At 64.9% G+C, this 23,917-nt stretch carries 19 protein-coding genes and 2 pseudogenes; 7 read left to right on the top strand and 14 right to left on the bottom strand.

The genetic code is table 11. The features are described 5' to 3' along the window. Window positions 1-22: 22 nt before the first annotated feature. The 4 genes from ACQ86E_RS22275 to ACQ86E_RS22260 all read right to left on the bottom strand — a co-directional run bounded on the left by ACQ86E_RS22275 (window position 23) and on the right by ACQ86E_RS22260 (window position 3,401). Window positions 23-256, bottom strand: coding sequence for a DUF6894 family protein (locus ACQ86E_RS22275; RefSeq protein WP_431201817.1), 234 nt, complete (start codon window positions 254-256; stop codon window positions 23-25). Between the two features lie 152 nt (window positions 257-408). Beyond that, complete coding sequence (locus tag ACQ86E_RS22270; RefSeq protein ID WP_431201816.1) at window positions 409-1,008, bottom strand: hypothetical protein; 600 nt, start codon at window positions 1,006-1,008, stop codon at window positions 409-411. A 113-nt stretch (window positions 1,009-1,121) separates the two neighbouring features. Continuing rightward, window positions 1,122-2,108 carry an MDR family oxidoreductase gene (locus ACQ86E_RS22265; protein WP_431201815.1) on the bottom strand — a complete coding sequence of 329 codons (987 nt, stop codon included), beginning with the start codon at window positions 2,106-2,108 and terminating at the stop codon, window positions 1,122-1,124. 39 nt (window positions 2,109-2,147) lie between these two features. After that, on the bottom strand, window positions 2,148-3,401 hold the full coding sequence (locus ACQ86E_RS22260) for an MFS transporter (RefSeq protein WP_431201814.1): 1,254 nt from the start codon (window positions 3,399-3,401) through the stop codon (window positions 2,148-2,150). A gap of 338 nt (window positions 3,402-3,739) precedes the next feature. On the opposite strand from ACQ86E_RS22260, the gene nadA reads away from it, so the two are divergent. From nadA to nadC, 3 genes are all read left to right on the top strand, one after another. Beyond that, the gene (nadA, locus tag ACQ86E_RS22255) at window positions 3,740-4,846 is read left to right on the top strand and encodes a quinolinate synthase NadA (RefSeq protein WP_431201813.1); all 1,107 of its coding nucleotides are present in this window, start codon (window positions 3,740-3,742) and stop codon (window positions 4,844-4,846) included. Window positions 4,847-4,952: 106 nt separating this feature from the next. Beyond that, window positions 4,953-6,551, top strand: coding sequence for an L-aspartate oxidase (locus ACQ86E_RS22250; protein WP_431201812.1), 1,599 nt, complete (start codon window positions 4,953-4,955; stop codon window positions 6,549-6,551). 11 nt (window positions 6,552-6,562) lie between these two features. Further along, window positions 6,563-7,441: a carboxylating nicotinate-nucleotide diphosphorylase gene (nadC, locus tag ACQ86E_RS22245; protein WP_431201811.1), complete on the top strand. Its 879-nt coding sequence runs from the start codon at window positions 6,563-6,565 to the stop codon at window positions 7,439-7,441. Between the two features lie 117 nt (window positions 7,442-7,558). Here the strand turns inward: nadC and ACQ86E_RS22240 are convergent, their stop codons facing one another. The 3 genes and pseudogenes from ACQ86E_RS22240 to ACQ86E_RS22230 all read right to left on the bottom strand — a co-directional run bounded on the left by ACQ86E_RS22240 (window position 7,559) and on the right by ACQ86E_RS22230 (window position 12,641). Further along, window positions 7,559-9,025 carry a cell wall hydrolase gene (locus ACQ86E_RS22240; protein WP_431201810.1) on the bottom strand — a complete coding sequence of 489 codons (1,467 nt, stop codon included), beginning with the start codon at window positions 9,023-9,025 and terminating at the stop codon, window positions 7,559-7,561. 437 nt (window positions 9,026-9,462) lie between these two features. Next, window positions 9,463-12,389 (bottom strand): annotated as a pseudogene (gene ppdK, locus ACQ86E_RS22235) (pyruvate, phosphate dikinase). A gap of 96 nt (window positions 12,390-12,485) precedes the next feature. Further along, window positions 12,486-12,641, bottom strand: coding sequence for a DUF3096 domain-containing protein (locus ACQ86E_RS22230; RefSeq protein WP_007594951.1), 156 nt, complete (start codon window positions 12,639-12,641; stop codon window positions 12,486-12,488). Window positions 12,642-12,863: 222 nt separating this feature from the next. Between ACQ86E_RS22230 and ACQ86E_RS22225 the strand changes: the two genes are divergently transcribed. After that, window positions 12,864-13,217, top strand: coding sequence for a DUF1236 domain-containing protein (locus ACQ86E_RS22225; protein WP_162005913.1), 354 nt, complete (start codon window positions 12,864-12,866; stop codon window positions 13,215-13,217). Window positions 13,218-13,343: 126 nt separating this feature from the next. Here ACQ86E_RS22225 and ACQ86E_RS22220 read toward each other — a convergent pair whose 3' ends face one another. From ACQ86E_RS22220 to ACQ86E_RS22190, 7 genes are all read right to left on the bottom strand, one after another. Continuing rightward, window positions 13,344-14,441 carry a hypothetical protein gene (locus ACQ86E_RS22220; protein WP_431201809.1) on the bottom strand — a complete coding sequence of 366 codons (1,098 nt, stop codon included), beginning with the start codon at window positions 14,439-14,441 and terminating at the stop codon, window positions 13,344-13,346. Between the two features lie 165 nt (window positions 14,442-14,606). Beyond that, window positions 14,607-16,955 carry a glycine--tRNA ligase subunit beta gene (gene glyS / locus ACQ86E_RS22215; RefSeq protein WP_431201808.1) on the bottom strand — a complete coding sequence of 783 codons (2,349 nt, stop codon included), beginning with the start codon at window positions 16,953-16,955 and terminating at the stop codon, window positions 14,607-14,609. Continuing rightward, window positions 16,955-17,890 (bottom strand): glycine--tRNA ligase subunit alpha, encoded by a 936-nt coding sequence (locus ACQ86E_RS22210; protein ID WP_431201807.1) that lies wholly within the window; start codon window positions 17,888-17,890, stop codon window positions 16,955-16,957. The genes glyS and ACQ86E_RS22210 overlap by 1 nt, the downstream gene beginning before the upstream one ends. Window positions 17,891-18,083: 193 nt before the next feature. Continuing rightward, window positions 18,084-18,275 (bottom strand): hypothetical protein, encoded by a 192-nt coding sequence (locus ACQ86E_RS22205; RefSeq protein WP_431201806.1) that lies wholly within the window; start codon window positions 18,273-18,275, stop codon window positions 18,084-18,086. 104 nt (window positions 18,276-18,379) lie between these two features. Next, window positions 18,380-19,288, bottom strand: coding sequence for a S49 family peptidase (locus ACQ86E_RS22200; RefSeq protein WP_431201805.1), 909 nt, complete (start codon window positions 19,286-19,288; stop codon window positions 18,380-18,382). A 172-nt stretch (window positions 19,289-19,460) separates the two neighbouring features. After that, window positions 19,461-20,270: a tRNA1(Val) (adenine(37)-N6)-methyltransferase gene (locus ACQ86E_RS22195; protein ID WP_431201804.1), complete on the bottom strand. Its 810-nt coding sequence runs from the start codon at window positions 20,268-20,270 to the stop codon at window positions 19,461-19,463. Continuing rightward, window positions 20,263-20,490, bottom strand: a complete 228-nt coding sequence (locus ACQ86E_RS22190; RefSeq protein ID WP_015687918.1) for a DUF2007 domain-containing protein — start codon at window positions 20,488-20,490, stop codon at window positions 20,263-20,265. The genes ACQ86E_RS22195 and ACQ86E_RS22190 overlap by 8 nt, the downstream gene beginning before the upstream one ends. Before the next feature lie 130 nt (window positions 20,491-20,620). Between ACQ86E_RS22190 and ACQ86E_RS22185 the strand changes: the two genes are divergently transcribed. From ACQ86E_RS22185 to fabF, 3 genes and pseudogenes are all read left to right on the top strand, one after another. After that, window positions 20,621-21,628, top strand: coding sequence for a polyprenyl synthetase family protein (locus ACQ86E_RS22185; RefSeq protein WP_375310519.1), 1,008 nt, complete (start codon window positions 20,621-20,623; stop codon window positions 21,626-21,628). Window positions 21,629-22,073: 445 nt separating this feature from the next. Continuing rightward, window positions 22,074-22,589: a winged helix-turn-helix transcriptional regulator gene (locus tag ACQ86E_RS22180; protein ID WP_431201803.1), complete on the top strand. Its 516-nt coding sequence runs from the start codon at window positions 22,074-22,076 to the stop codon at window positions 22,587-22,589. Between the two features lies 1 nt (window position 22,590). Continuing rightward, window positions 22,591-23,854 (top strand): annotated as a pseudogene (gene fabF, locus ACQ86E_RS22175) (beta-ketoacyl-ACP synthase II). Window positions 23,855-23,917 lie beyond the last annotated feature (63 nt).

Genomic DNA, 23,917 nt, shown 5'->3' with positions numbered 1-23,917 from the left:
CCCCTCACTCCGTTCTCGCGCCTCAGCCCATCGTTTCTCCGACGAGGCTGATGCGAAACACCGGTTTCCTGTCCTCGTCGAGCAGCTCCATCCGCCACTCGGCATCCCGCTTGAGGCCGCGCGCGATGCTGCCGAGCAGATTGGCGCAAACTTCGGTCATCTCGGTCCACGCCGCTGCGCGATCCTCGAACTCGTATGGGTGATCGGCGGCGCCGGAATAGCGACCACTACTGATGCGAAAGAAATACAGCGACATCGTCGAAACCTTGTGCCCCCCGCCCGTACGCAAACTGGGGCGCGAGTCGCTACCAACGCATGAAAGCCGCCGTCCGTACGACTACGGCGCGGCAGCTTCACGAAGGATAAAGGTTTTCAAAGAGGTGTGCGAAAAGCGCCGCACGGGCCGACTCACTGGGTCGAACGGCGCAATTCCAGGGGAGCGTCGTTTCTGGCAGGCTCGGATTTGACGTCCGACTTCACCGGCTCGAGCCGGCTGCTCTCGACACGCGGTGTCTCGACGCGCGCGGCGACTTCGGTGTTGGGCGTGCCGACGGAGCCGGTGTGCTCCGACGAGCGCAGCGAGCGCGGACGCGCCACGGCACGCGCCATCAGCATCTGATTGCCGCCCTGATGGTGGAAGTCGCAATAGGCAAAGCCCATGCCCGACACCGAGCCGCGGAAACTGCGATCGTCGGTCTTCTCAAGGTTGAAGCAGGGCTCGAACGGAATGCCCTTGATCGAGGCGCAGACGTTCTGGCCGCGGATCTGGAGCGTGTTGCCGGGCAGGCGGAGGTGTTTCACCGGGCCTGCGCCCGAAAACTGCACCGCGCCGGCGGCGCCGAGGTCGTCCAGGATGCGTCCTGCGCCGCGGGTGCCGTCGAAACAGGTGAAGGCGAACACCTTGCCGGCCACGAAGCGGCGCGCCTCGTCGGCGTTCATGCCTCCGGCAATGGCCGGCGCAATCGTCACTGCCGCCGTGACAGCCCCCAACACAATACGCGCAAGCATGCTCTACTCCGAACCAACCCTTGCAGCGGGCGATGCCTTATCTCTTTACCCGCTGCTTACCATACTAACCATGGCGACATTGAAGCAGCTTGGTTGGTAAAGTCTGAACGTCGTTAGACAATTTTTACCACGATGCGGCCGCGGACCTGGCCGGCCAGGATTTTCGCGCCCCATTCCGAAACCTGGTCGAGCGAGATTTCGTGAGTAATTTCAGATAGTTTCGTCCGATCCAGATCGGACGCCAGGCGCTGCCAGGCGGCTTTGCGCGGCTCGATCGGGCACATCACGGAATCGATGCCGAGAAGGCACACCCCGCGCAAAATGAAGGGTGCGACAGAAGACGGCAGGTCCATGCCGGCCGCAAGGCCGCAGGCCGCGATCGCACCGCCGTATTTCGTCATCGACAGGAGATTCGCCAGCGTGGTCGAGCCGACGCTGTCCACGCCGCCCGCCCAGCGCTCCTTGGCCAGGGGCTTGGCCGGCCCCGACAGTTCATTGCGGTCGATGATCTCGGCCGCGCCGATCCCCTTCAGATACTCCGCTTCCGCGGCACGGCCGGTCGAGGCGACGACGTGGTAGCCGAGCTTCGACAGAACGGCGATGGCGACCGAGCCAACGCCGCCCGCCGCGCCCGTGACCACCACGGGGCCGGCCTTCGGTGAGAGGCCGTGCTTCTCCAGCGCCAGCACGGACAGCATCGCCGTGAAGCCGGCGGTGCCGATCGCCATGGCGTCGCGCGCCGACAGACCCTGCGGAAGAGCGACCAGCCAGTCGCCTTTCACCCGCGCCTTCTGCGCATAGGCGCCGAGATGGGTCTCACCCATGCCCCAACCGGTGCAGACGACCTGATCGCCGGCCTTCCATCGCGGATGCGAGGACGCTTCGACGGTGCCGGCGAAATCGATGCCGGCAATCATCGGGAAGCGGCGCACCACCGGCGCCTTGCCGGTCAGCGCGAGGCCGTCCTTGTAGTTCAGCGTCGACCATTCCACGCGGACGGTGACGTCGCCGTCCATCAGCTCGTTCTCGTCGAACTGCGCCAGTTGCGCGGTGGTGCCCTTGTCCGCCTTGTCGATCCGGATCGCCTTGAACGTGGCCACAGCAAACTCCCTGACTTGTTTCAGGCGATGTTTAGCCGATCAGGCAGGCTGCGCAACCGCTCGCTGAATCGGCTTTTCCACGATCGGAAGATTGATCAGCGCCGAGAGCACGCCGAACAGGATCGAGAGCCACCAGATCGGCGTATAGGAACCGAACTTCTCGAACACGATGCCGCCGAGCCAGACGCCGAGGAAGCCGCCGACCTGATGGCTGACGAAGGCGAAGCCGTAAAGCGTGGCGAGCCAGCGGGTGCCGAACATCAGCGCCACCAGCGCAGAGGTCGGCGGCACCGTCGACAGCCAGGTCAGTCCGGAGATCGCGCCGAACGCAATTGCCGAGAACGGCGTGATCGGGAACGAGATGAAGGCCAGCGTCGCAAGCGCGCGGGTGAAATAGATGACGGAGAGGATGTAGCGCTTGGGCAGCGAATTCTGGAGATAGCCGACGCTGAGCGAGCCGATGATGTTGAACAGGCCGATCGCCGCGATCACCCAGCCGCCGGTTTGCGTCGAGATTCCGCGATCGACCAGGAAGGCCGGCAGATGCACGGTGATGAAAGCGAGCTGGAAGCCGCAGGTGAAGAAGCCGAGCACCAGCAGCACATAGGAGCGATGCCCGAAGGCTTCAGCAAGCGCCTTGGTGAACGATTGTTCCTCCGCGGGCGCAGCGTTGGCCGCGCTTGCGACCGGCGGCGTGGAGAGCGCGAACGACAGCGGGATGATCAGCAGCATCAGGAAGCCGAACACGGTGAGCGCCTGCTGCCAGCCGAAATTGTCGATCAGCGCCACGCCGATCGGCGCGAACAGGAACTGGCCGAACGAGCCCGCCGCGGTGCCGGCGCCAAGCGCGAGGCCGCGCTTCTCGGCCGGCAACAGCTTGCTGAACGCCGACAGCACCAGATTGAACGAGCAGCCGGCCAAGCCAAAGCCAACCATCACGCCCGCACCGATGTTGAGCGACAGTGGCGTCGAGGAGTAGCGCATCAAGAGCAGGCCGCCGGCATAAAGCAGAGCGCCGACGGACATCACCCGGAACAGGCCGAAGCGGTCAGCGACCGCTCCGGCGATCGGCTGGCCCAATCCCCACAACAGATTCTGAAAGGCAATGGCGAGGCCAAACACGTCGCGGCCCCAGGCGAATTCATGGCTCATCGGCTGCACGAAGAAGCCGAGTGCCGAACGCGGTCCGAAGCCGAGCATGCCGATGGCGCAGCCGCAGAGAATGATGATCGCCGGCGTGCGCCAGGAGGAAGGCCTGGAAACCGGACCGAACTCGCCCGCTTGTGTCGACATGCGCTTCCTCATCTGTCGCAGGCGGGCCCGGAATAGCAGCCGCAAGTCAGCCGTTTAATGCAGATGCATGGAGATCCCAAGTCAAAAATGATTGCATCCTGCGAAGAGCTGTTGCCGGAGCATTGCGTTTCTTCGAGACCTCGTTCCACGACGCCGATCGCGCTTTGACGAGAATGTGTGCGGCAGCGCCTAGCAGCCGCGCCGGCGGCATGTTATCTCTTATATACTCAGATTGAGCATATTTAAGTCTGACTGAAATCCAACCGGCGTCTCGGCCGGATTTCTCAGGCTCCATATATGCTCGATATGAGTATAATTGATGAACACGGGAGGCTTTGATGCCGATCACTGGAATTTACGGTCCGGACGACTTTGCCAACCGGCCTCAGGGCCAATCCACCATCCCACCCCGCCCCGCGCCGGCACGGTCGGGCCCGGCACTGCCGATGCCTTCGCTGGAATGGACGCCGGAGGTCGAACGGGCCACCGCGCCGCTCTACGAGCGCATCAAGCACGTGATCCCATCGATCGAATGGCCGCTGATGGCGCCGACCATCAAGGCGATCAACGAGCTGAAGCAGGCGCGCGGCGCGGTGATCCTCGCGCACAACTACCAGGCGCCGGAGATCTTTCACGGCGTTGCCGACATCGGCGGCGACTCGCTCCAGCTCGCCGTCGAAGCAACCAAGGTGAAGGCCGGCATCATCGTCCAGTGCGGCGTGCACTTTATGGCGGAGACCTCGAAGCTGCTCAATCCGGACAAGACGGTGCTGATCCCGGATTCGCGCGCCGGATGCTCGCTCGCCGCCAGCATCACGGGTGCGGACGTCCGCCTGCTCCGCGAAAGATTTCCGGGCGTGCCTGTGGTCGCCTATGTCAACACCTCTGCGGAGGTGAAAGCCGAGGTCGACATCTGCTGCACCTCGTCGAACGCGGTGCAAGTGGTCGAGAGCCTGAACGCGCCGAGCGTGATCTTCCTGCCCGATCGCTATCTTGCGACCTACGTCGCCTCGAAGACCGACGTGAAGATCATCGCCTGGAAGGGTGCCTGCGAGGTGCACGAACGTTTTACCGGCGAGGAGCTGCGCGCCTATCGCGAGGCCGATCCGTCGGTGCAGATCATCGCGCATCCCGAATGCCCGCCGGACGTGCTGGCCGAGGCCGACTTCACCGGCTCGACCGCGCACATGATCAACTGGGTGCGCGAAAAGCGGCCGCGGCGGCTCGTGATGATCACCGAATGCTCGATGGCGGACAATGTGCGCGCCGAGCTGCCTGATGTGGAGATGCTGCGCCCCTGCAATCTCTGCCCGCACATGAAGCGCATCACCCTCGCCAATATCCTGGAGAGCCTGCTCACGCTGCGCGAGGAAGTGACGATCGATCCGGCGCTTGCGGAGCGTGCGCGGCGCTCGGTCGAGCGGATGATCAATCTGAAGAACTGAAACGCTTGGCGACGAACGGCGCGGACAGCTTCGCGCAAACAACTTCCGCCGCGGCGCAAGGGTCCCTGTTTTCGCAGGGGCGACAGTACACTGAAAGGAGAGAACAATGACGAACAACCTCACCCGCAGCACCGATGACGTCGTCATCGTCGGCGGTGGCCTTGCCGGATTGTTCTGCGCGCTGAAACTCGCACCGCGGCCAGTGACGCTGATCTCGGCGGCTCCGCTCGGACAGGGCGCATCCTCCGCCTGGGCGCAAGGCGGCATCGCCGCCGCAATGGCCGAAGGCGATACGCCCGAAGCGCATGCCGCCGACACCATCGCGGTCGGCGGCGGCATCGTCGATGAGGCGGTCGCGCTCGGCCTCGCGCGCGAGGCCGCAGCGCGGATCCATGATCTGCTCGCCCATGGCGTGCCGTTCGACCGCGATCTCGAAGGCCGGCTCGCTGTCGGGCGTGAGGCCGCGCATTCGGCGCGGCGCATCGTGCATGTGCGCGGCGACGGGGCGGGCGCGGCGATCATCGCAGCATTGAGCGAAGCCGTGCGCCGCACGCCGTCGATCCGCCTGATCGAAGGCCTGGTCGCCGAAGCATTGCTGACCGAGGACGGCGCGGTCACCGGCCTGCAACTGCGCGAGGCCGGCAATTTTTCGGCGAGGCCGACCATGATCGCTTCCCGCGCGGTGGTGCTCGCGACCGGCGGCATCGGCCATCTCTATGCCGTCACCACAAATCCTGACGAGGCCAGCGGATCGGGGCTTGCGATCGCGGCGCGCGCCGGTGCTGTCATCGCCGACCCCGAATTCGTGCAGTTCCACCCGACCGCCATCATGGCCGGGCGCGATCCGGCGCCGCTCGCGACCGAAGCGCTGCGCGGCGAAGGCGCGACGCTGGTCAACAGCCATGGCAAGCGCTTCATGTCCGCACTCCACCCGCTCGACGAGCTCGCCCCGCGCGACATCGTGGCCCGCGGCGTGTTCGCGGAGATAGCGGCCGGACGGGGAGCATTCCTCGATGCGCGGGCGGCGCTGGGCAGGCGCTTCGCCGACAGATTTCCGACGGTGCATGCGAGTTGCATCGCCGCCGGCATCGATCCCGCGACGCAGGCCATCCCGATCGCGCCGGCCGCGCACTACCATATGGGCGGCATCGCGGTGGATGCGCGCGGCCGCAGCTCGATCGACGGACTCTGGGCCGGCGGCGAAGTGGCGTCGACCGGCGCCCACGGCGCCAACCGGCTTGCATCGAACTCGCTGCTGGAAGCCGTGGTCTACGCCGCACGCATCGCCGACGACATCGCCGGTCGCGCCATCCCCTCGTCCGCCCGCCTCCCCGACGTGCTGATGACGCCGCGCGGCGAGGCGCCGGATGCTGCGGCCGTGAAGCGGCTGCGGGCGATGATGAGCGCGCGCGTCGGTGTGATCCGCGACGACGACGGACTTGCTGAGGCGGTGCGCAGCTTCGCCGCGCTCGAACGCGAAGGCACAAGCATCGCTGTCCGCAACATGGCGACATCGGCCCTGCTCGTCGCCGTCTCGGCGTGGAGCCGGCGCGAGAGCCGCGGCGCGCATTTCCGCATCGATCATCCAGCGGATGTCCCCGCATTGGCGCAGCGAACGATGACCACGCTCGCCGCAGCGCGCGCGGTCGCCGAGAGTTTGAACGAGCATCTCCAGCCGCGCACCGCGCAACCCATGATCGCCTGAAGGAGGCCCCCATGATCAACCCGACCTCACTGCTCTGTCCCGATGCCTTCCTCTCGCCGCTCGCGATCGACGAGGCCGTGCGGCGCGCACTCGACGAGGATCTCGGCCGCGCCGGCGACATCACCTCGCTCGCGACGATTCCGGAAGCGAGCAAGGCGCAAGCCGTCCTCGTCGCGCGCCAGTCCGGCGTGCTCGCCGGCTTGCCGGCGGCGTTGGCGACGCTGCAAAAGCTCTCGCCCGACATCGAGGTGCGCGCGCATGTCCGCGATGCCGCCCGCGTTGCCCGCGGGCAGCAGGTGCTGACGATCATCGGCCCGGCACGTGCCATTCTGGCGGCGGAGCGGACCGCGCTGAATTTCGTCGGCCGCCTGTCGGGCATCGCGACGCTCACGGCCGATTACGTCGCGCGCACCGAAGGCACCAGGATGCGCATCTGCTGCACGCGAAAGACCACGCCGGGGTTGCGTGCGCTGGAGAAATACGCCGTGCGCTGCGGCGGCGGCTTCAACCACCGTTTCGGCCTCGACGACGCGATCCTGATCAAGGACAACCACATCGCGGTCGCCGGCGGCATCCGCCCGGTGCTGGAGCGCGCCCGCACCCATGCCGGACACCTCGTCAAGATCGAGATCGAGGTAGATACGCTTGCACAACTGCGCGAGGTGCTCGACAGCGCAATGGCTGACGCCGTGTTGCTCGACAACATGGATCTCGCGACGCTGCGCGAAGCGGTGCGGATGAACGAAGGCCGTCTCGAGCTGGAGGCGTCGGGCGGGGTCACACTGGAGTCAATCGCGGCGATCGCAGCCACCGGCGTCGACTACGCGTCATCCGGCGCGCTGACGCATTCGGCGCCGAATTTCGACTGTGCGCTGGATATCGCGGCGTGAGGCGGACTATCCTCTCCGTCATGGCCGGGCTTGTCCCGGCCATCCACGCCTTGCAACTCGATACAAAGAACGTGAATGCCCGGGACAAGCCCGGGCATGGCGATCTCTTGTGAACGACTAGCGCCGCTCGCTCACGCCCATCTCCGCAGAACTCTTGGCTTCCTGCGCGAGCTCGGCGGAAAGTGCGGCGGTTTGCGCCGGGGTGCCCCAGCTCGGTTCCTCGCTGCCGTCGCCCCAGGCGCGCGGACGGTAGAAGGTGTGCACGCCGGTCTTGTACATCTTCTTCATCTCGGCGACCCAGGACGGGCGCACCCAATAGGCGTGGTAATGCGTCGACTTGCCGACCTCGGGCAGCCAGATCTGGCCGTCGAGCATCGCCTTCGAGATCTTCTTCGCGCGCTCCCACATCTCGGGCTCGCGGATCACGTCGGCATTGTTGTCGCAAGCAAAGGTGAACTGGCAGGCGAGATGGCGGTGCTTGTTCTGATAGACCGCGCCGCACACGGAGTCGGGATATTTGCCGGAGAACACGCGGTTCAAGACCACCTGCGCCACCGCGATCTGGCCGCGCACCGCCTCGCCGCGGGACTCGAAATAGACGGCTTCGGCGAGACACTTCTCGGATTTCGCGCGCGACTTGTCGTCGAGTGCCAACCGCTCGGCCGGCGATCTGGCACGCTGGTTGTCGGCGTTGACCTCGCCCTTGGGGGCGACGCTCTCGCCGCTCTCGATGTCCCCAGCGATCTCCGCCGTCGGCGGCGACAGCGAGGCCGTCACCTTCATGTCGGGATCAGGCATCACGATCAGCGGCTCGGCGCCGGGCTGCCAGCTCTCGATGCTCTCGGCGCTGCCGCCGAGCGAGGAACTGCCGAAGAACAGGTTGGAGGTCTTGACGCTGAAGGGATCGCGCACGGGCGTGGTCGGCGCGGTGGCTCGCTTCAGCGCCTCCAGCGGCTGCACCGCGAATGAACGCGCGAGGTCGCTGGCCTGTGGCGCATTGGTGTATTGCGACAGCGGCGGCGCGCGGAGCGCTTCCGCGAGTTCGGGATCGAGTGCGGCTGCGGACTCTGGCGACATTGCCTGAGACACCGCCTGTGGCAACGCGGCGGTCTTGGCGCCGAACACCGAACTGTTCGAGGTCGCGGGATCCTGGCCAGCGGGGGCTGCGGCCGGCACAGCCGTCTCAGGCGCTTGCGTCGGCGTCACGGTCGTGAGGCGATCACCCTTCATGGAGCGATCGACCTTGGGAAAATCGGCGGCCTGGTAGCGCGGCGCTGCCTGCAGCGCCGGATTGCGGCCGAGCGCGCCGGTGACGTCGCGACCGTCGAGGCTCGCGAGGCGAACCATCGCGCTCTGCGGAACCGACGTGCCGATGGGACGGGAAAAACTGTAGGTGGCGAGCTGAATCGAGGATGCCGCAGAGAACACCTGCTTCTGCCAACGCTCGGCAACGCCAGGCTGGCGCGCAAGTAGGGAGGCAATATCCTGATAGCCGGTCTCTCTCGGCATCAATGCGAAGATGCAGAGACCGATGCCGAAGGACGCGAACCGCGCGCCCTTCGGATGGTTACGCAACACAGACATCGATACGCTCACGCTACGCTTACAAAAATCGAGATGCAGTACATCCGTGCAATTCGATCTTTCTCGTGAGTATCTAATTTAGGTTGCCGAAGAATTAATCGACGTTGCGCGCGTGGCACACGCAAGCGGTCGCAGGTGTTTTCCAGGTGTTTTCACGGAGACATTGCGGGCGTGGTAAATGCGGGCTGACGTCGAGCGGTAAACAATCGGTCAACGCAAATGGTGAAGGAACTCTGCGCGCGCGTATCATTACGGGACGGGACGCGGGTCTGGTTCCATCCGCGTCATTGCGAGGAGCTCTTGCGACGAAGCAATCCAGAATCCCTCCGAGGACAGAGTCTGGATTGCTTCGCAATGACTGTGGGGAGAGAGCGGAGCGCAAACGAAAAGAGGCGGGGTCTGGCCCCGCCTCTTCGCATTCAACTTGTCAAATCGGTTTACGCCTGGCTCGCGACTGCCTTGCCGAGTGCAGCCTGCGCCGCGGCGAGGCGCGCGATCGGCACGCGATAGGGCGAGCAGGACACGTAGTCGAGACCGATGTTGTGGCAGAAGGCGACGGAGGCGGGATCGCCGCCGTGCTCGCCGCAGATGCCGACCTTGAGCTTCGGGCGTGTCTTGCGGCCACGTGCGACGCCGATCTTGACGAGCTCGCCGACGCCTTCCTGGTCGAGCGCGACGAACGGATCAATCGGCAGGATCCCCTTGGACACGTAAGTCCCGAGGAAGCTCGCTGCGTCGTCGCGGCTGATGCCGTAGGTGGTCTGCGTCAGGTCGTTGGTGCCGAAGGAGAAGAACTCCGCGCTCTCCGCGATCTCGGCCGCGAGCAGGCAGGCGCGCGGCAGTTCGATCATGGTGCCGACCTGATAGGTCAGCTTGGTGTTGGCGTCGCGCATCACGGCTTTCGCGGTGGCATCGATGCGCGCCTTGACGAGGTCGAGCTCCATCTTGGTCGCGATCAGCGGCACCATCACCTCGAGGCCGACGGCCTTTCCGGTGCGCTTCTCGGCCTCGACCGCCGCCTCGAAGATCGCACGCGCCTGCATCTCCGCGATCTCCGGATAGGCGATCGCGATACGGCAACCGCGGAATCCGAGCATCGGATTGAACTCCGAGAGCTCGCGCGCGCGGTCAGCGAGGCGCCGCGGGTCGGTGTTCATGGCACGCGCCACTTCCTCGACCTCGGCATGGGTGTGCGGCAGGAACTCATGGAGGGGAGGATCCAAAAGCCGGATCGTGACGGGCAGGCCCTTCATGATCTCGAACAGCTCGACGAAGTCGGCACGCTGCATCGGCAGCAGCTTGGCGAGCGCGGCACGGCGCGACTGCTCGTCCTCGGAGAGGATCATCTCGCGCACCGTGCGGATGCGCGTCTCCTCGAAGAACATGTGCTCGGTGCGGCAGAGGCCGATGCCTTCGGCGCCGAACTTGATCGCGGTGCGGGCGTCGTCCGGCGTATCGCCATTGACGCGAACGCCGATCTTGCGGACCTGGTCGGCCCACTTCATCAGCGTACCGAACTCACCGGACAGCTCGGGCTCGATCATCGGCATGCGACCGCCGAGCACCTGGCCGAGCGAGCCGTCGATGGTGATGACGTCGCCGGTCTTGAAGCTGCGCGAGCCGATGCTCATGGTGCCGCGACCGTAATCGACGCGGATGGTGCCGCAGCCGGAGACGCAGGGTTTGCCCATGCCGCGCGCGACCACGGCGGCGTGCGAGGTCATGCCGCCGCGTGTGGTCAGGATGCCTTCGGCGGCGTGCATGCCGTGGATGTCTTCGGGGCTGGTCTCGATGCGGACCAGGATGACCTTGCGTCCATCGGCCTGAAGCTTGGCCGCCTCGTCCGAGGAGAACACGATCTCGCCGGAAGCCGCACCAGGCGAGGCGGGCAGTCCGGTTGCGATCACGTCGCGCTTGGCGCCGGGATCAATGGCCGGATGCAGCAATTGGTCGAGCGAGGCGGGATCGATCCGCATCACCGCTTCGTTCTTGGTGATCAGGCCCTCATTGGCGAGCTCGACCGCGATGCGCAGCGCCGCTTTCGCGGTGCGCTTGCCGCCGCGGGTCTGCAGCATCCACAGCTTGCCCTGCTCGACCGTGAACTCCATGTCCTGCATGTCGCGGTAGTGCTTCTCGAGCAGCGTGTAGATCCGCGTCAACTCCTTGAAGGCCTCCGGCATCGCCGCTTCCATCGACGCCTTGTCGGAGCCGGATTCCCTGCGCGCTTCTTCGGTGATGTCCTGCGGCGTGCGGATGCCCGCCACCACGTCCTCGCCTTGCGCGTTGATCAGGAACTCGCCGTACAGCTTGCTCTCGCCGGTCGAGGGATTGCGCGTGAAGGCGACGCCGGTGGCCGAGGTCTCGCCCATGTTTCCGAACACCATGGCCTGCACGTTGACCGCGGTGCCCCAGGATTCCGGAATGTCGTGCAGCTTGCGGTAGGTCACCGCGCGCGCGTTCATCCAGGATGAGAACACCGCGCCGATCGCGCCCCAGAGCTGGTCGTGCGGATCCTGCGGGAAGTCCTTGCCGGTCTCGCGCGCGACCGCGTCCTTGTACTTGCCGACCAGATCGACCCAGTCCTCGGCGGAGAGATCGGTGTCGAGCGTATAGCCCTGGCTGTCCTTGAAGGTGTCGAGGATTTCCTCGAAGTGATGATGCTCGAAGCCGAGCACCACGTCCGAATACATGGTGATGAAGCGGCGATAGCTGTCATAGGCGAAGCGGCGGTCACCCGACAGCTCCGACAGCGCTTCCACGGTCTGGTCGTTGAGGCCGAGGTTGAGCACGGTGTCCATCATGCCCGGCATCGAGGCGCGTGCACCGGAGCGCACGGAGACGAGCAGCGGGTTCCTGGTGTCGCCGAAGATCTTGCCGGTTAATTTGCCGACATGGTCGAGCGCCTTCTCAACCTGCGACTGCAATTCCTTGGGATAGGATTTGTCGTGTGCGTAGAAATAGGTGCAGACCGAGGTGGGGATGGTGAAGCCGGGGGCACCGGCAGGCCGAGATTGGCCATCTCGGCGAGATTGGCGCCCTTGCCACCCAGCAGGTCGCGCATTTCCGTACGGCCTTCGGCCTTGCCATCGCCGAATGTGAAGACCCACTTACCGGCCTTGGCGACGCCCGGCACCGCCTTGGCGGTGGCCACCTTCTTCGGTGCTGGCTTGGCAGCGACCTTCGGAGCAACCGGCTTGGCCGCAGCTTTCGCAGCGGGCTTAGCTGAGGGCTTCGCAGCCGGCTTGGGGACAGGCTTGGAGGCGCTCTTGGCCAGCGCCTTGCGGGCCGCCGGCGCGGCTTTCGCCTTGGCAGAGGCCTTTGATTTCGCTGCAGTTTTATTGGGCTTCGAGGCGGCTTTGGCCATAGCTTGCACACAACCTGCGAGAGGAATGGGAAATCGCGCGCCTTACACCACTTTGGGCAGGGTCGCGCAAGTCGAAGAGTTCCGGAAAATGAAGGCCTAGAGATGGAGCCACTTCAACAATCCAAGCCCGATCGCGCCATTTATGATCAGAAAGATCGCGACGATCAGGTTGAGCAGGCGCGGCATGATCAGGATCAGCACGCCCGCAAGCAGCGACAGGATCGGCGAAATGTGGGCGACGGTGATGTGCATGAATTGTCTTTCCGTAAGGTGAGGCGAATCGCCGGCGGATCATAGCGGACCGGGTTCCGCGGGTAGAGACGCGCAAGACGCGAGCGGGTTCCCGACTTCGCGAAAACTGCCCGAAATTGCCGCTGATGCGGCAAGGCTTTCCCGGAACATTGCGAAGGGGGCATGCATTGGCCAACCGGTCGCGCCGCTGGCGCCGGCTGACTCATGTCAAAGGAGTTTTGCATGCGGAACAGGATTCTTGCTCTTGCAGCGCTCGCGGCCGCGATCGGTTCGCCCGTCGCGGCGCAGGCGCAAACCGGAATCACAGTGGGACGCGCGCCCGTCGTGGTCGATAGTGGCCCGACGATTGCGGTCGAACAGCGGCCCGCCTTCCGGGACTATGTCGTCGAGCAACGTGTACCGGCCTTCAGCATTCCAGATCGCGTGGTGGTCGGCAGCACCTTACCCGAGAGCGGCGTCACCTATTATGACGTACCGCAACGTTTCGGCGCCACCACCTACCGCTACACCGTCGTGAACGGCGCAACCGTGCTGGTCGAGCCGCGCTCGCGGCGCATCGTCGAGGTGATGGACTAGTTCAACTCGATGTCCGGCGCGTCAAAAAATCAGGCTGACGCGTAGAGCTGAGTAGCGGACATCAGGCCCTGCCCGGTCTTCCCCCGCCGGGCGGGGCTTTTCGCGCGCGCTTCCGAACAACCGCGCCTAGTGTCCTCTCAGCATCGCCATGATGTGGCTGCTGGATTTATAGTTCGCCAACGCATGATCGCGGAACGTCGGCGTCCAGTTGGACGCCTGGCGCTCTTCGGCGCTCATCGACGAATAGGTGTTGAGAATCCCCAGGCTGAGCTGCGTCGGGTCGCCGGTGGACTGACTTCGATTGAGCGCCGTGAGAATGCTGGCGCGGTTGCGTGCATCGAGCGCCTGCTTGGCGGCGAAGCTCTCTTGCTTCGAGAACAGTCCGTCCTGATTGAGCGAGACCGCCGCAAGGGAACGGTTGTCCAATCCGGTGAGATCGGCCTGTTGCCCGGTCTTTCGCAACGGGTCGAACACCTGGTTCTTGGCGGCGGTGGCAGCAGCCTTTGCCTGGGCATCGAGAGTCGCGCGGACGCGTTTGGCGACGGTCGAAAAATCCGCCGGCGTCGACGTACCGCCGTCGCCATTGCCAGAGAGGTAGGCGGCGACCGGATCGTTGGCGATGGAGGTCGGCGCTTTGCTGGGATCCTGACGGGTCGCCTGGACGCCCTTCGTCACCGCGGTATGCAGCGCTGACCAGGCAGCGGTCGCCTTTTCCTCTCCACTCGCACCATCGAAATAATCCAGCGCCGCGTTGTAGACCGCGTTGATATTGCCCGTCAGCTTCGACGTGGCTACCGCAGGGGCCAGCGCGTCGTTGAAGCGGTTGGAGAGTTCGGTGCTGGCTGCTTTCTGTTCGTCGGGACTGAATTTGCCGCCATTGTTGGTTGACACCGCAAACAGCGAGCGGCGATCGAACGACGACAGGTCCACCGTGGTCTTGCCGTCGGCCCCGATCGGCCCGGTCACCTTGGCGGCGACATAGGCCTTGTCGAGTGCCGCCCGCATGTCTCCGGTCAGCGTCGCGAAGTCGGGCTGCGCCGAGGCGTCAGTGAGCCGCGCGCGGGCGGCCTCCGACAGCGTCAGATTGGTCGCCCCATTGCCTTGGGACGCGCCGGAAGAATCCGCATCGTTCAGCAGAATACCGGCTGAAGACGCCTGTGGCGAACCGGCCCGCGCATAGGCCGAGCCAAGATACGAATAGGGATTGTTGTTGATCGAGGTCACTCAGCTCCCCGCTGCTGCACGTTGGGGTTAACGAAGCGTTATCCCCACATGCACCATTTCAGAGCATGGTTAACCAAGTATGAATGTTTCCGTATGTTACCGGATGTTTCTGGATCTAGCGTTCCCTGGTGTTAACCGGGAGCGCCCAAAGCTGGGCGAGAGCGATCAGCGTTCGATCTTCGAGAAATCCGCCACCGCACGCGTGGCGCTGCGGATCTCGTTGAGCAGCTTCAGGCGGTTCTCACGCACCTTCGGATCGTCGTCGTTGACGCGAACCTTGTCGAAGAACGCATCCACCGGCGGACGCAGCTTGGCCATCGCGGTCATCGCGGCGGCGAAGTCTTCCTTGGCGACCGCGGCACTCGCTTCCGCCGTCACCTCGCCGATCGCCTTCGCCAGCGCCTTCTCCTCATCGAGGCCGTAGAGCGCAGCATCGGGCGCGCCGTCGAAGCTGCGCTTGTCCTTCTTCTCCTCGATGCCGAGAATATTGCTGGCGCGCTTGATGCCGGCCAGCAAATTCTTGCCGTCATCGGTCTCGAGGAATTTGCCGAGCGCCTCGACGCGGCGAACGATCATCAGGAGATCGTCCTGGCCGCCGAGCGCGAATACGGCATCGACGAGATCGTGCCGCGCGCCCTGCTCGCGGAGCTGGACTTTCAGGCGGTCGGCGAAGAAGGCGAGCAGATCAGGCAAGAAAGCCCAAGGCCTGATACTCACCGAATTTTCGGTTGAGGGGACGTAGTAGAGTCTGCCCTCTGGATCTTCTTCTTCCCTCAAGAAGCTGATCAGCACGCCCAAGCTCAAATCGCCTAGCCGCCGCCAATTTTCATCCGCATCGACAGTATTGGAAATTGCGGTCGTCACGTTAGACGAGATAATCGGAAACCCACCCTCGATGAAGTTATCTCGATTGAACGAGACTTGGGCCATCCCACCAAGTTTCAGTGTCTCGCGGTTGATGAATTGGGTACGAATTGAAATCGCAGCGCTCGTTATTGCGTCCGTGAGGCTAAGCTTAATGTCGCGGTCAAGCAATATTCGGATCACGCCAAGCGCCGCACGCCGTAACGCGTAAGGATCTTTTGATCCTGTCGGTTTCTCGTCGATCGCCCAGAAGCCAACCAGCGTATCAATCTTGTCGGCCAGCGCCACCGCGACGCTGACCGGATCGGTCGGCACGCGATCGGCAGGTCCCTGGGGTTTGTAGTGCTCCTCGCAAGCCGCGGCGACGGAAGCGTCCTCGCCTTGAGCCAGCGCATAGTACTTGCCCATTAGGCCCTGCACCTCAGGGAATTCACCGACGACTTCAGTTAATAGGTCGGCCTTTGCAAGAGATGCGGCTCGTTTCGCCATCTTTACATCCGCATCTACTCGCGGGGCGAAATATCCTGCTAACAGTTCGATCCGCTTGATGCGCTCCGACTGCGTACCAAGCTTCTCATGGAATACGATCTGCTCGAACTTCGGCAGTCGATCCTCGAGCTTCGTCTTCAGGTCCGTCTCGTAAAAGAACTTCGCATCGCTCAGCCGTGCACGGATGACGCGCTCGTTGCCGGCGATGATGGTCTTGCCGCCGTCGGTGGCCTCGATATTGGCGACCAGGATGAACTTGTTGGCGAGTTTGCCGGTCTTGGGATCGCTGACGACGAAGCACTTCTGGTTGTTGCGGATGGTGGCGCGGATCACTTCGGCGGGTGTCGCCAGAAACTCCGGTTCGAACGAGCCCATCAGCACGACCGGCCATTCGACGAGGCCGGCGACCTCGTCGAGCAGGTTCTGGTCCTCGACGAGGTCGAAGCCTTGCGCGAACGCAAGCTGCTTGGCGTCGGTGAGGATCGCGTCCTTGCGCCGCTGGGGGTCGAGCACGACCTTCGCGGCGAGCAGCTTGGCGTCGTAATCCTCGAAGCGGCGCACGTTGATCGCAGCCGGCGCGAGGAAGCGATGGCCGTAGGTGGTCTGGCCGCTCTCGATGCCGTCGACCTCGAACTTCACGACGTCAGGCTCTTCGGTCTCGATGCCGAAAGTGGCGGTGATCGCATGCAGCGGACGCACCCAGTTGAGCGCGCCCGGCTTGCCCGAACGCGCGCCCCAGCGCATCGACTTCGGCCAAGGGAAGGTGCGGATGATAACGGGCAGGATTTCCGCGAGCACGTCGATTGCCGGACGTCCGGGCTTCTCGATCAGTCCGATGTAGAAGTCACCCTTGGGGTCGCGCTGGATCTTGGCCTCATCCAGCGATTTCAGTCCCGTCGCTTTCAGAAAGCCTTGCACAGCCGCATCGGGCGCACCGATTTTCGGTCCGCGGCGTTCGGTCTTGAGATCAGGCTGGCGCGCGGGGATACCGTGCACGGTCAGCGCGAGGCGGCGCGGCGTCGCGAACGCCTTGGCGCCTTCGTAGACGAGACCTTCGGCGACGAGCTTGTCGGTGACCATGCGGCGCAGATCGTCGGCCGCCTTGGCCTGCATGCGCGCGGGGATTTCTTCCGAGAACAGTTCAAGCAGGAGATCAGGCATCAGGCCGCTCCGCCCGCTTCAGTATGAATCCAGGCCTCGCCGCAGGCTTTTGCCAGCTCACGCACGCGAAGAATGTAGCTCTGCCGCTCGGTCACGGAGATCACGCCGCGGGCGTCGAGCAGGTTGAAGACGTGGCTCGCCTTGATGCACTGGTCATAGGCCGGCAGCGCCATCAGATGCGCCTCGCGCTTGCCATCTTTCCAACCGGCGTCGAGGTATTTGCGGCACGCGGCTTCCGCCATCTTGAATAGCTCGAACAGCATCGCGGTGTCCGCGACTTCAAAGTTGTGCTTCGAGTATTCCCGCTCGGCCTGCAGAAAGACGTCGCCATAGGTGACCTTGGCATCGCCGTCGCGGCCATTGAAGTTGAGGTCGTAGACGCGATCGACGCCCTGCACATACATCGCGAGGCGTTCGAGGCCATAGGTGAGTTCGCCCGCGACCGGCGCGCATTCGACGCCGGCAACCTGCTGGAAGTAGGTGAACTGGCTGACTTCCATGCCGTCGCACCAGCATTCCCACCCCAAACCCCAGGCGCCCAGCGTCGGGCTCTCCCAATCGTCCTCGACGAAGCGGATGTCGTGCACGGCGGAATCGATGCCGATCGCGGCGAGCGACTTCAGGTACAGCTCCTGAAGGTTCGGCGGCGACGGCTTCATGATCACCTGGAACTGGTAGTAGTGCTGCATCCGGTTCGGATTCTCGCCGTAGCGGCCGTCCTTGGGCCGGCGCGACGGCTGCACATAGGCGGCGTTCCAGGGCTTCGGCCCGAGCGCGCGCAGCGTGGTCGCCGGATGGAAGGTGCCCGCGCCCATCTCCATGTCGTAGGGCTGCAGGATCACGCAGCCCTGCTCGGCCCAGAAGGTCTGGAGCGCGAGGATGAAGCCCTGGAACGAGCGTTCCGGGCGCATATGGGCGGGCAAGGAGGCGTCCATCGTCAGATCAGGCTCTCGCGGGGGTTTTGAATCGCGCGGGACCGTATCGACGGCGGGGGTGGGAATCAAGGCAAAGGGCCGGAAAGCAGCCTAACCCCGTCATGGCCGGGCTTGTCCCGGCCATCCACGACTTGGGTCGCGGTACGAAGAACGTGGATGCCCGGGACAAGCCCGGGCATGACGCCTGTGGCCGCTAACCCGGCCGGTAAGCCCCGGTCACAGGGTCACGCTTCAGCGTCTGAATATTCCCGGCGTGGGCGGCCTCGGCGACGCGTGAGAGGCGCATCTCCTCCAGCTCATGGTTGATCCGGACAGCGGTCTTGTAGGCCCAGCGGACCACGGCAAGCCCGCCCAGGACGCCCGCGAATGCGACGAACGGCGGCATCGGTCGTTCCTTGTTCAATACTCAACCCCCACGGACATTCTTGCGCAGACCGGGCCGCGCCGCAATTGGCTCGGCACGGACCAAATGGCGCGGGTGGGCTCCGCCTAGAACCCGAATTTCGCCCAAATCGCACGCGTTTCGACCGCCGAGATCAACTCGTCCGGCAGCCCGGCCATTGATTCCATGGCCGAAAGCTGGCCCGCGCCGGCCGGTTTTCGTCCGAAAAGGCCGGACAAGAGCCCGCTCGGCTGCGCAATCACGGGGGTGAGAACCTTCTCGCCATAGCGGGCACGAAGAGTTGAGCGGAGATCGCCGATGCTGTCGGCGAGCCCCAGCGCGACTGCACTCTCGCCGGCCCAGTATTCGCCCGTGAACAGGGTATCGTCCGCCCCCTTCAGCCGGGCGCCGCGGCTGTCCTTCACCAGCGAAATGAAGATCTGGTGGATCTCGCGCTGGATCGCCTTCAGCTTGGCGACGTCGTCCGGATTTTCGGGCAGGAACGGATCGAGCATGGCCTTGTGGGTGCCGGCCGTGTAGAGGCGCCGCTCGATACCGAGCCGCCTGATCGCTTCCTGGAAACCAAAGCTACCGCCGACCACGCCGATCGAGCCGAGGATCGAGGACGGATCGCAAATGATCTCGTCGCCGGCGCAGGCGATCATGTAGCCGCCGGAGGCTGCGACGTCCTCCACGAACACCAGCACCGGCAGCTTCTTCTCCGCCGCGAGTTGCTTGATGCGCAGATAGATCTGGCGCGACTGCACCGGCGAGCCGCCGGGCGAGTTGATCACCAGCGCCACTGCCTTGGCGTTCCGCATCGAGAAGGCCCGCTCCAGCACCCGCGCGACTCCCGCCAGCGACATGCCCGGGCGCAGCGGCGTCACCGCGCCGATCACACCGGACAGCCGCACCACCGGCACCACCGCCGTCCCCGGGCGGAAACGCGCCGGGAGGTATTGCATGAGCTTGTCGGCCAGGCCGGAACTCTCACGATCGTTCAAATGTTCGGCCATGCCACTACCTCTGGTTAACCATTTCTTATCACGCGACTGTCATTGGAAGTGCCTGGAACGTGTTTTGCAGTTTGTCCGTAGGAAAGCTGCAATAAAGCAGTGGAGGAACGCCATGAAGATCTATCTGCTGATGCTCCTGGTCGGTGCGCTTTTCACGGCGATTCGCATGACGTCAGCGCAGGAACAGCAGCCGGAATCGCTTCCGCAGTAAGCTCCACGGCTCCGCCAGCGGCAAAACCGCTCTCCCTTCCAGAACTTCCCCGACCTCTTTCTTAGGCACGCGCGCCTCTTCGTTGAGCATGAGGCCCGGCAGCAATCGCGCCGGGGCCCGGCCGCCCTTGACTGCGCGCACCAGCACGCGGATCGCCGGCCGTCCCGCCTCGCCATGAATCGGAAGGATCGACAGGCTGCCGAAGCCGCGTGACAACGCTGTCAGGACCTCGGCGATCCCATCTGCACGCCAGATCAATGTCAGCGCGCCATTCGATCGGAGGATGCGCCGCGCCGCATGCACCCAGCCATCCAGCGTCTCGCTCGTCGCTACATGCGCGACATGGCGGGCCTGATCCGGCGAGCCGCGGTGACGCGCGGGATCGTTGAAGGGCGGGTTCATCAGCACCGCATCGACGCTGTCGGGCAAAAGCCCGTGCTCCGCAAACGCCGACGCATCGGCCGTGACATCGAGCACTATCGTCTCGGCGGCAATCGCATTCGCCGCCGCATTGGCCCGCGCAAGCTGCGCAAGTTCCGGATCGATCTCGACCAGGCTGAGACTTATTCCCGCCACGCGGCGGGCGAGCGCCAGCCCGGCCGTGCCGACGCCGGCGCCGAGATCGACCACGCGGTCGCCTGCCCTCGCCTCCGTCGCCGCCGCGAGCAGGATGGCGTCATGGCCGGCGCGGTGGCCGGACCGCTTCTGCTTCAGCCGCAACTGGCCGCCGAGAAAGGCGTCCTCGGTGATGTCTGCCGGCGCCTCAATCATCGCCGCGCAATTCGTGGCTGAGGCCGGCCTCGGTGAGGAGCGCCCGCGCCTCGAGGGCGTCGTCCTCATGGACCAGGATCCGCCGCGGCAGGATGCCGAGCGAGCCCTCGATGATGCTCATGTTCTGGTCCAGCACCAGATGATGGATATTGGCGCCGTCGAGCAGCGCTCCGATCGCCGACACCAGCACCATATCGTTGGTCCGAACCAGTTCACGCAAAACAGGTCTCCTGCCTGGAGGGGGTAAAGCGGCAAATGTCAATGGTTCCGCAGCACTTGCCGCATCAGCCTGCAGTTTCTATTGTATTTCCATCAGAATAGCCCCTCCGGGGCAAATATTGGAGACCGGCGTGGCCGTCATCGTACCTTTCGAAACTCCCGGCGCGTCGATCGAAGAGCTGGTTGCCCTTGTCGCCGGTGACATGGAGCGCGTCAACGCCACGATCCTGTCGCGGACCGGTTCTGACGTGACCATGATCCCGGAGGTCGCCAACCATCTGATCTCCTCCGGCGGCAAGCGCCTGCGCCCGATGCTGACGCTCGCCATGGCCAACCTCGCCGGCTACACCGGCGACGGCCACATCAAGCTCGCGGCATCCGTCGAGTTCATGCACACCGCGACCCTGCTCCACGACGACGTCGTCGACGAGAGCGAGATGCGCCGCGGCAAGCTGTCGGCGCGCATGCTCTGGGGCAACGAGGCGAGCGTGCTGGTCGGCGACTTCCTGCTGGGCCAGGCGTTTCGCATGATGGTCGAGGTCGGCTCGCTCCGCGCGCTCGATATTCTTTCGGCGGCCGCCGCCACCATCGCCGAGGGCGAGGTGATGCAGCTTGCGGCTGCCAAGAACACCGCGACCACCGAGGACGAATATCTCGCCGTGATCCGCGGCAAGACCGCCGAGCTGTTCGCGGCCGCCTGCGAGGTCGGCCCCGTGATCGCCAACCGGCCGAAGGCCGAGCAGACCGCCTGCCGCTCAGTCGGCATGAATCTCGGCATCGCCTTCCAGCTCGTCGACGACGTGCTCGACTATGGCGGCAAGAGCGCAAAACTCGGCAAGAACACCGGCGACGATTTCCGCGAGGGCAAGATCACGCTGCCGGTGGTGCTCGCCTTCCGCCGCGGCAACGACACCGAGCGCGCCTTCTGGATCAAGGCGCTGGAGCGCGGCGAGATCGGCGACACCGACCTCGACCACGCCATCGGCCTGATGAACAAGCACCGCGCGCTCGAGGACACAATCAGCCGCGCCCACCACTACGGCGCCATGGCGGTCGATGCGCTGGCGCTGTTCCCGTCGTCGCCGATGAAGAGCGCGCTGGAGCAGGTCGTGGCGTTCTGCCTGGCACGGTCACACTAAGGTCGGCGGTAGGCCCGACACGCTTATCGCTTTGCACTGCCATCAGCCCCGTCATCCTGAGGCGCTCGCGTAGCGAGCCTCGAAGGATGCACGGCCGAGATACAGCCGGGCCGTCGCCCTTCGAGGCTCGCCCAGCGACGCTATCGCGTCGCCAGACGAGCGCCTCAGGGTGACGGCGATGGAGGGGTGCTCGCTGCTAGATCTCCGTCATTGCGAGCGCAGCGAAGCAATCCAGTCTGCCTCCGCGGCAAGACTCTGGATTGCGTCGCTGCGCTCGCAATGACGGAGTATGACGCTCGGCCGTCACTCGCCAAATTCGCGCTTCTAATCGCAGCGATAGCTCAAATAACGACGCCAGCCTCACGGTCTCGCAGTTCACTCTCGCGCTCCGCGCAAGCTTCACAGGTGACTTGCATTTTGCAAGTTACTACCTTACCTTGCTGCCATGCAGCCCAAATCCCCCTCGATCCTGGAATGCCCGGTCGGCCGCGCCGTGGAGACGGTCGGCGAGTGGTGGAGCATCTTGATTCTGCGGGATGCGTTCCAGGGCGCCACGAAGTTCGACGAGTTCTCGCAGAGCCTCGGGATCGCGCCGAACATCCTGTCGCGGCGACTTGCCCATCTCACCGCGAACGGCATGTTCGTGCGACGCCGCTATCATGAGCGGCCGCCGCGCTACGAATATGTGCTGACGGACAAGGCGCGGGATTTCTTTCCCGTGATCGCTACGCTGCTTGCCTGGGGCAACAGGCATCTGGCGCCGAAGGGCGAATCCATCGTGCTGGCGAATCGCAGCGATCGTCGCCCGCTCGATCCGGTGGTCGTCGATGCCACCGACATGCACCCCATTACACTTGCCGATGCGGTCGTCATCGCGGGGCCGCGCGCAAGCCGCGGGATGCGCGCGCGGCTCGCCTCGCTCAAGGCCATGAACCCGGCGGTCGCGCCGGCCGGAGACTGACATGCGTCGTATCGTCGTAACAGGCATGGGCGCGGTGTCGCCGCTCGGCTGCGGTGTCGAACTGTCGTGGCGCCGGCTGCTCGCCGGTCAAAGCGGACTGCGTCCTCTGCCCGAATGGTCGCAGGCGCTGCCCGCGCGCATCGCAGGCCTCGTGCCCGACAAGGCCGACGATGCCGAAGGCGGCTTTGACCCGGCGCAGGCCGCCGCGCCAAAAGACCAGCGCAAGATGGACCGCTTCATTCTGTTCGCCCTGCTCGCCACCGCGGAGGCGGTCGCGCAGGCCGGATGGACGCCGCAGGATGCGGCGGCGCTGGAAGCGGACCGCGACGATCATCGCCTCCGGCGTCGGCGGCTTCCCGGCGATGGCGGAGGCGGTTCGCATCACCGAACAGCGCGGGCCGCGCCGGCTCTCGCCGTTCACGATCCCCTCGTTTCTCGCCAATCTCGCCGCCGGCCATGTCTCGATCAGATACGGCTACAAGGGTGCGCTGGGAACGCCGGTCACGGCGTGTGCCGCCGGCGTCCAGGCGATCGGCGATGCCGCGCGTATGATCCGCGCGGGCGAAGCCGATGTCGCGATCTGCGGCGGTGCCGAGGCCTGCATCGACATCGTCAGCCTCGGCGGCTTTGCGGCGGCGCGTGCGCTATCGAGCTCCTTCAACGGCGAGCCCGCACGCGCTTCGCGGCCGTTCGATCGTGACCGCGACGGCTTTGTCATGGGCGAAGGCGCCGGCATCCTGGTGATCGAGGAGCTGGAGCATGCGCTCGCGCGCGGCGCCACGCCGATCGCGGAGATCGTCGGCTACGGCACCACGGCGGATGCCTATCACATGACGTCGGGTCCGCCTGATGGCGACGGCGCCCGCCGCGCCATGGAGATCGCGCTTCGGCAGGCCAACCTTGCGCCCGGGGATCTGCAGCACCTCAACGCACATGCGACCTCGACGCCAGCCGGCGACGAGAGCGAGCTTGGCGCCATCGCTGCGCTGTTCGGCCGCAATCGGAATGTTGCGGTGAGCGCAACCAAATCGGCCACCGGCCATCTGCTCGGCGCCGCCGGCGGGCTCGAGGCGATCTTCACCATCCTCGCCTTGCGCGACCAGATTGCGCCGCCGACGCTCAATTTCGAAAACCCCGACGCGAGCGCTGACGGTATCGACATCGTCTCCGGCAGCGCGCGGCCGATGCCGATGCGGCACGCCATCTCCAACGGATTCGGCTTCGGCGGGGTGAATGCCAGCGTGATCTTTCGGAGGATGAGCTAGACGCGAGGACTCGCAGCAGGCTACGTCATTGCTGCTGTCGCCTTATCCCGATACGAGAGGATC

The organism is Bradyrhizobium betae, from assembly GCF_050632175.1.
Classification (GTDB): domain Bacteria; phylum Pseudomonadota; class Alphaproteobacteria; order Rhizobiales; family Xanthobacteraceae; genus Bradyrhizobium; species Bradyrhizobium betae_B.
This window is presented reverse-complemented; position numbering and strand designations above follow the sequence as displayed.